Annotated in this window: 6 protein-coding genes; 4 read left to right on the plus strand and 2 right to left on the minus strand. The window is 44.8% G+C overall.

What is annotated here, in order from left to right:
• The coding region (gene spoIVA, locus GX756_06690) for a stage IV sporulation protein A (protein NLC17545.1) at positions 1-1,177 on the plus strand (1,177 nt) is incomplete at its 5' end.
• Between the two features lie 223 nt (positions 1,178-1,400).
• Here the strand turns inward: spoIVA and GX756_06695 are convergent.
• Complete coding sequence (locus GX756_06695) at positions 1,401-2,606, minus strand: cation:proton antiporter (protein ID NLC17546.1); 1,206 nt, start codon at positions 2,604-2,606, stop codon at positions 1,401-1,403.
• Positions 2,607-2,957 carry a hypothetical protein gene (locus GX756_06700; GenBank protein ID NLC17547.1) on the minus strand — a complete coding sequence of 117 codons (351 nt, stop codon included), beginning with the start codon at positions 2,955-2,957 and terminating at the stop codon, positions 2,607-2,609.
• Between the two features lie 291 nt (positions 2,958-3,248).
• On the opposite strand from GX756_06700, the gene fusA reads away from it, so the two are divergent.
• From fusA to GX756_06715, 3 genes are all read left to right on the plus strand, one after another.
• On the plus strand, positions 3,249-5,312 hold the full coding sequence (fusA, locus tag GX756_06705) for an elongation factor G (GenBank protein ID NLC17548.1): 2,064 nt from the start codon (positions 3,249-3,251) through the stop codon (positions 5,310-5,312).
• A 51-nt stretch (positions 5,313-5,363) separates the two neighbouring features.
• A complete protein-coding gene (locus GX756_06710; GenBank protein NLC17549.1) occupies positions 5,364-6,254 on the plus strand; it encodes a hypothetical protein in 891 nt (296 codons plus the stop codon).
• On the plus strand, positions 6,251-7,051 hold an 801-nt coding region (locus GX756_06715), incomplete at its 3' end, for a homoserine kinase (protein NLC17550.1). The genes GX756_06710 and GX756_06715, both read left to right, overlap by 4 nt.

The following is a 7,051-nucleotide window of genomic DNA, read 5'->3' on the forward strand; positions in this document are numbered from 1 at the left end:
GGTGGAGGGCGTGCAAGGCCACAAAGAAGACTCAAAACCCCGATTGGTCAAAACGCCTTGGAGCGATGCCGAGATGCCATTTGAGGAGGCCGCCGAATTGGGCACACGCAAGGTAATAACCGAACACTCCACGATAGGCATTCTAATCACAAGCGACGGCACAATAGGCACCGAGATCCCCCGAAGCGCCTATGTCAAGTCCGAAGAAAAGGTGGTCGCTGAGCTCAAGGCGACAGGTAAGCCTTTTTTGATTATTCTTAACACCACCAATCCGCTCGCGAGCGAGACCATTAAGCTTAAGAACGCTTTGGCGGAGAAATACAACACAGCCGTTTTGGCGATAGATGTACTTAACCTAAAAATAGAAGAAATTAATCTTATATTGGAATCAATTTTGCTTGAGTTCCCGATAAGAAAGCTGGAGATAGAGATACCCAATTGGCTGCAGACTTTGTCGCCCGAAAACTCGGTCATAAAAGACATTATCAAATACACCCAAGAGCTTGCGGGCAAAATTACCAAAATGCGCGACTACGCCTTAGGCGAGCTTATCAGCCTTGACAACGACAACCTAGAAAAACCCATTGTCAGCAATGTCAGCCTTGGGGAAGGCAAGGTTATTTATAGCATCAAACCCAAAGACAATTTGTTCTTCTCGGTATTGAGCGAAGAATGCGGATGCGAAATAGACAGCGATTTCAAGTTAATGTCCTACATCAAGCAAGTCGCGGACTCGCGCAACATATATGAAAAGTTAAAAGCGGCGCTAAAAGATGTGGAAGAAAAAGGCTATGGCGTGGTAAGCCCGTCTTTAGAGGAAATGACTTTGGAAGAGCCCGAAATTGTGCGCCAAGGCAGCAGATTTGGAGTAAGACTAAAAGCTAGCGCCCCTTCCTTGCACATTATGAAAGTGGATCTAGAAACCGAAGTAAGCCCAATAGTGGGCACAGAGCAGCAAAGCGAGGACTTGGTCAGGTATCTTTTGTCCGAGTTTGAAAACGACCCTAAGGGGATATGGGATACCGAAATGTTTGGCAAATCTTTGCACAAGTTGGTCAAAGAAGGCCTTACCAACAAACTAAATATGATGCCACAAGAAGCCCAGAAAAAAATGCGGAAGACCCTATCCCGCATCGTCAACGAAGGACGCGGCGGCGTGATTTGTATCTTGCTGTAAAAGAAAATATAGCCCTGTCTGTATTGTAAATTAAATGCAGGGTCGAATAAAATATCGTCAATACGGACGGGGCAATTAAGGCGGGAGCAAGTAATCTAATTGTCTTAAAAGAATATAAAAAACTAATAAGAAATTATTAAGTAATAAATATCCATAAAGATAACAAAACCACAAATTAAAAAAGCGGGTTTTTAATAAACCCGCTTTTTTATTATATAAATCGCTATATATTTGCTTTTTGAGGTTTTTGCCTTTTCTTGAAGTCTTGAATCTCACCGGCTTTTTTTAACGCTAATTTGGTTATAACAGGGCCAATTAACTCATAAATAACCGTCGCGCATAGTATTACAGTCTGTATTTGGACTCCATATTCAGGAAGTTGCGTCAGAGCGACAGTGGCAAGACCTATTGCCACGCCCGCTTGCGGAACTAGCGTAAAGCCAAGATATTTTGTTACCACAGACGGAGCTTTGGAAATCTTCGCGCCCGCTAAAGCGCCCAGATACTTGCCCGCGACTCTTGTTATTATATATATAATTCCTACCAATCCCATGCTAGGCAGCACCCCAATATTGAGCGCCGCGCCCGAGACGACGAAGAACATTATAAATATCGGCGGGGTCATTCTATCCACTAATTCAAAAACATTATCGCTCGCTTTGGACAAATTAACATAAAAAGAACTCATTGTCATACAAGCCAGCAACGACGAAAAGCCCGCGAACACCGATACGCCTACGCAAAGCAAAATCATACAAATTACGCATGAGAGTCTGTTGCCCCTGCCAGTAAACCATTTGGTCAACAGCGCCAAGAGCGCCCCCGCCAATGCGCCCAAAGCGACAGCCCCGAAAATTTCTTTTAAGGGCGTCAAAATAGTGGATGCCTCAAAGCCGCCGCCAGAGATGAGCGCTTTCGCTATCGCTATAGAAAGCCCAAATCCGATTATCGCGACAGCGTCGTCTATCGCCACAACCGACATCAAAGTATCGGTCAAAGGCCCTTTTGCCTTGTATTGCCGCACCACCATCAAAGTAGCGGCTGGCGCGGTAGCGGCGGCGATCGCCCCAAGCGCCAAAGAAAAAGCTATGTCATGTCCCGTCAAAATCAATACCAAATCCACCAACAGCATCGCGACAAAACCCTCAAAAAAGGCTATAATCACAGGCGAAGGCCCAATTTTTTTAAGGTAGGAGATTTTAAACTCCGCGCCGATAGAAAACGCTATAAAGCCCAAAGCTATTTCGGGGATTATGGCAAGCGATTCCAAAGTTGATTGAGAAAACAATTTCAAGCAATACGGTCCGGCGATAAGACCGACTATAAGATATCCCGTCACATTGGGCAGACGGATTAATTTCATTAATTTACTGCTCAAAAGTCCCAGCAACAAAATCAAAGCAAGGTCAATAAAAATATTCAAGTCCATTTAATTCTTGTAACCCTCAACCTCTTCTATATTAATGGTAAACATTATACCCGTATTGGGCTTGTTAAGATCGCCCGTAACTTTTTTGATTATTTTTTTTGTTATATCTAGTTGCTGGTTCTCAAGCACAAACATCATTATACTGCTTTTGTAATCAATATTGTCGGATATAATATGTCTCAAAGTTCCAAAAATAGGGACATCGTCTTCCATTTTATCCATATTGGCCAATGTCTTAGCCATCCCCTTGCCCTCAATTAATGTCCCGCCTTTTATGCCGGCGTGGGCAAGCCTTAACAAAATCTCGTCTTGAAGTTCTACATTTTTTAAAATAAAAACCAATAGCTTCATTTTTTTATCCTTTATAAGTAATCTGTTTTATTATATCTTAAACTATGCCCCAATAATTAATACTATTCCCTTTGATAATTATTGTCAAGATGATTAATATCGCAAGTATTTATAAGCATATATGCATAATACACAATAAGACAAAATATTATGGTTTTTACGTTTTATAAGTAAATTTACCTTTTTGATTTCAAAAATAAAATTTCGCAATCTTCTCCAACGCCCCTAATTGTCTTGAAAAACATTATCAAATATATTAAAATAAATGAAGTGATAAAATAGGAGGAAATTATGCGAGAGGCTGCAAAAATACGCAATATCGCCTTAATCGGACATAGCGGCGAGGGCAAAACAAGCGCGGCGGAAGCTATGCTATTTTGCGCAAAAGTTATAGACCGTATGGGCAAAATATCGGACGGCAACACGGTAATGGACTTTGACGCCGAGGAAATCGCGCGCGGCATATCCATAAGTTTGGCGATAGCCAATTTTGAATGGGACGGTTACAAAATCAATATTATAGATGTTCCGGGCTTTTTTGATTTTGAAGGGGAGATGATACAAGCGTTGCAGGTCGCCGACGGCGCCGTCATAGTGACAAGCGCGAGCGGTTCTGTGACGGTAGGAACGGAAAAAGCCATTGACTATTGTCTAAAAAACCGCATTCCCGCGATGATATTTATCAACCAAATGGATAAAGAAAACGCCGACTACGCGGGCACGGTAGAGGCTTTAAAAGCAAAATATCTAAACAAAATAGCCCCTATCCAGATTCCCATAATGGAAGGCAACAAGATGACAGGCTATGTCAGCCTGATTTCCCAAAAAGCTTACGAGCTAAAAGACAGCGGCAGGGCGGAGATTGCCATTCCTGACAACCTAAAAGCCGATTTTGACAACCTAAAAGAAAACCTAAAAGAAGTCGCCGCGTCCAACGACGACGACCTGATGACCAAATATTTTGACGGCGACGAATTGACCAAGGACGAAATCATAATGGGCCTAGCCAAGGGCGTGGAGGCGGCGGACGCCATACCCGTTTTGGCAGGCAGCGCATATCAAAATAAAGGCATAATCAATTTACTTAACCAAATAGTAAGACTTATTCCCGACCCAACCGTCAAAAAATTTAAAGCGAAAAAAGACGGTCAAGAACTTGAATTGACTGCGGCTTCAAACGAAGGTCTTGTTTGCCAAGTGTTCAAGACCATATCGGACCCTTTTGTGGGCAAGCTTACATTGTTTAGGGTAATTTGCGGGGCGCTAAAGCCCGGCGTCAATATCTATAACCCAGTCGCCCAAAAATCCGAAAAAGCCGCCTCATTCTTTACAATGAAAGGAAAAAAACAAGAACCCGTTGACGCTTTGGGCGCGGGCGATATCGGGGCGTTCGCCAAATTGCAGTTTACGCGCACGGGCGACACCATAACCGACGGCTCAAAAATAGTCCTTGAGCCCGTAAAGCTGCCCGAGCCTGTGTTCACAATGGCGGTTACTTGCCTAAAACAGGGCGATGAGGAAAAAGTTTTTGGCGGTTTGTCCAAATTAATAGAAGAAGACGCCACCGCCCAAGTCACGCGCAACCCCGAAACCTCAGAGACATTGATAAGCGGCTTAGGCGAAACCCAAATAGATGTTTTGACCAAAAAACTCAAGAATAAGTTTGGCGTGGAAGCCAAGCTGGTTGACCCTAGAGTTCCTTATCGCGAAACCATAAAAAAGATCTCGGTCGCCGAAGGCAAGCACAAAAAACAATCGGGCGGGCACGGCCAATATGGCCATTGCAAGATTATGTTTGAGCCGTATTACGAGGGCGATTTCTTGTTCGCGGAAACCATCGTAGGCGGAAGCGTGCCAAAACAATATATCCCCGCGGTAGAAAAAGGCTTGCTTGAGAGCATCGCTCACGGCGTATTGGCGGGATATCCCGTAGTAAACATTAAATGCACGCTTCAAGACGGAAGCTATCACGAAGTGGACTCGTCCGAAATGGCGTTTAAGATCGCGGCTTCTTTGGCGTTCAAAAAAGGAATGGCCGAGGCGGCGCCCACTATCTTGGAGCCTATATACAGCTACAAAATAACCGTGCCCGAGAGCTATTTGGGCGACATAATGGGAGACATGAACAGAAGGCGCGGCAGGATTTTGGGCATGTCCTTAGAAGACGGCAAACAAATAATAAACGCCGAGGCGCCTTTGGCGGAGATGTTCAAATACGCCACCGACCTAAGAAGCATGACCCAAGGCAGAGGCAGTTTTGTTTGCAAGTTTGAGCGCTACGAAGAAGTGCCCGCCAACTTAATCCCCGCGATAATAGCAGCCTCGCCTTACAAAAAAGGCGCCGAAGAAGACTAGTCTATTTGAAATTTTTGCGTTTTTTTAAAAAACAAATTAAAAAGGATAAAAATGATATTAACGGTTTGCGCCAATGTTTGCATAGACGAATATGTTCGCACGGATAACACCCTTATTCTGCCCGCAGGAAAGGGTGTTAATGTCGCTATCAGTCTAAAAAATATCGGCTTGGACGCGCAATGCCTTATGTTTATGCCCGAGCAATCCAAAGACATTTTTGAGGCTTATCTTAACGAACATAATGTGAAAGGGCATTACCAGCTGACCAAAGGCAAGGCGCGAATTAACAAAAAAATAATTGACGCCTACGGCAACATAACGGAATACAGCGGCTCTTACGAGCCCGTCAACAAACACTTGGAAAACAAATTTATAGAAAAGTTTGAGGCCTTGGCTAAAGACGCTCAGTATGTGGTGTTAAGCGGCTCTTTGCCGGCGGGCGCTTCCCAAGATTTTTACAAAAAACTTATTAACATAGCCGGCGGCCATAAGTGCGTCCTTGACGCCAGCCGCGAAGCCCTAAAAGAAGGCATAACCGCGCGCCCTTTGATGATTAAACCCAATATCTTTGAGTTTAACGCGCTCACGGGCAGGCATTATCAAAACGAGCAAGAGCTGGCCCAAGAATGCAGAAATTTAACCAGCCGATACGGCATAAAATATATTTTGCTGTCCATGGGCGGCGAAGGCGCTTTGATCACCGACGGCAAAAAAGCCTACAGCGCGCATATGCACAACGACAATATAGTCAATACCACGGGCGCGGGCGATTCTATGGTCGCCGCATCCCTAAAATGCATTTTAAACGGCCAAGATATCCAAGACATTTTAAAATGCGCCGTAGCCGCCGCCAACCACAAAATAGGGCATCTTGAGCCTTACATCAAAGACACCAAATACCAAGAAGACGCAAAAACTGTGCAAATAAAGGAAATCGCATGATAAAGATAAAGGTGCCCGCCACCAGCGCCAATTTGGGCGCGGGCTTTGACTGTATGGGACTGGCTTTGGATATTTATAACGAGATTTGGGTCGCGCCTTCCAATAGGCTCATTGTAGAAACCGACGACGATTTGCCCAAGGACCATACCAACCTAGTCGTAAGCTCAATGATCAAAACTTACAGCCATTTGGGACAAAAGTTTTCGGGCGCGCATATTAAGCAAATCAACAACATTCCCAAAACCAGCGGTTTAGGCAGTTCGGCGGCTTGCGTCGTTGGCGGCGTAACAGCCGCTAATGTTTTGCTGGGCAGCCCGATGTCCAAGCAAGATGTTTTGGATTTTTGCGCTATGATAGACGGGCATCCCGACAATGTCGCGCCCGCGATTTTGGGCGGCGTTACCGCCAGCGTTATAAACGGCCAAAACAAGGTCCATACGTTCAGATGCCTGCCAAACGGCAGCATAAAAGTGGCTGTGGCCGTGGCTAATTTTGCATTGCCCACCGCAAAGTCAAGAAAAATCTTGCCCAAAAAATACTCAAGGGAAGACTTGGTCTATTCCTTATCCCGCGCGGTCCTAACTTTTGCCGCGCTAAGCTGCGGCGAATTTGAAAAACTAAAATATATAATGGACGACAAAATCCATACTCCTTACAGAAGGCCTTTGATAGCCAATTATGACCAAATTGTCAAGGCGTTTGAAGACGCGGGCGCTTTGGGCGTGTTCATAAGCGGCGCGGGGCCCGCCATTGCCGCTTTTGTGGACCAAAACTTTAAGCCTTTTACCCCGCCTAAA

It is taken from the genome of Clostridiales bacterium, from assembly GCA_012512255.1.
Classification (GTDB): domain Bacteria; phylum Bacillota; class Clostridia; order Christensenellales; family DUVY01; genus DUVY01.

Bases quoted from the DNA above. Each gene is read 5' to 3' on its own strand.
- GX756_06700 (NLC17547.1), bottom strand. From the start codon at position 2,957: ATGAAGCTATTGGTTTTTATTTTAAAAAATGTAGAACTTCAAGACGAG.
- GX756_06695 (NLC17546.1), bottom strand. From the start codon at position 2,606: ATGGACTTGAATATTTTTATTGACCTTGCTTTGATTTTGTTGCTGGGA.
- GX756_06710 (NLC17549.1), top strand. From the start codon at position 5,364: ATGATATTAACGGTTTGCGCCAATGTTTGCATAGACGAATATGTTCGC.
- fusA (NLC17548.1), top strand. From the start codon at position 3,249: ATGCGAGAGGCTGCAAAAATACGCAATATCGCCTTAATCGGACATAGC.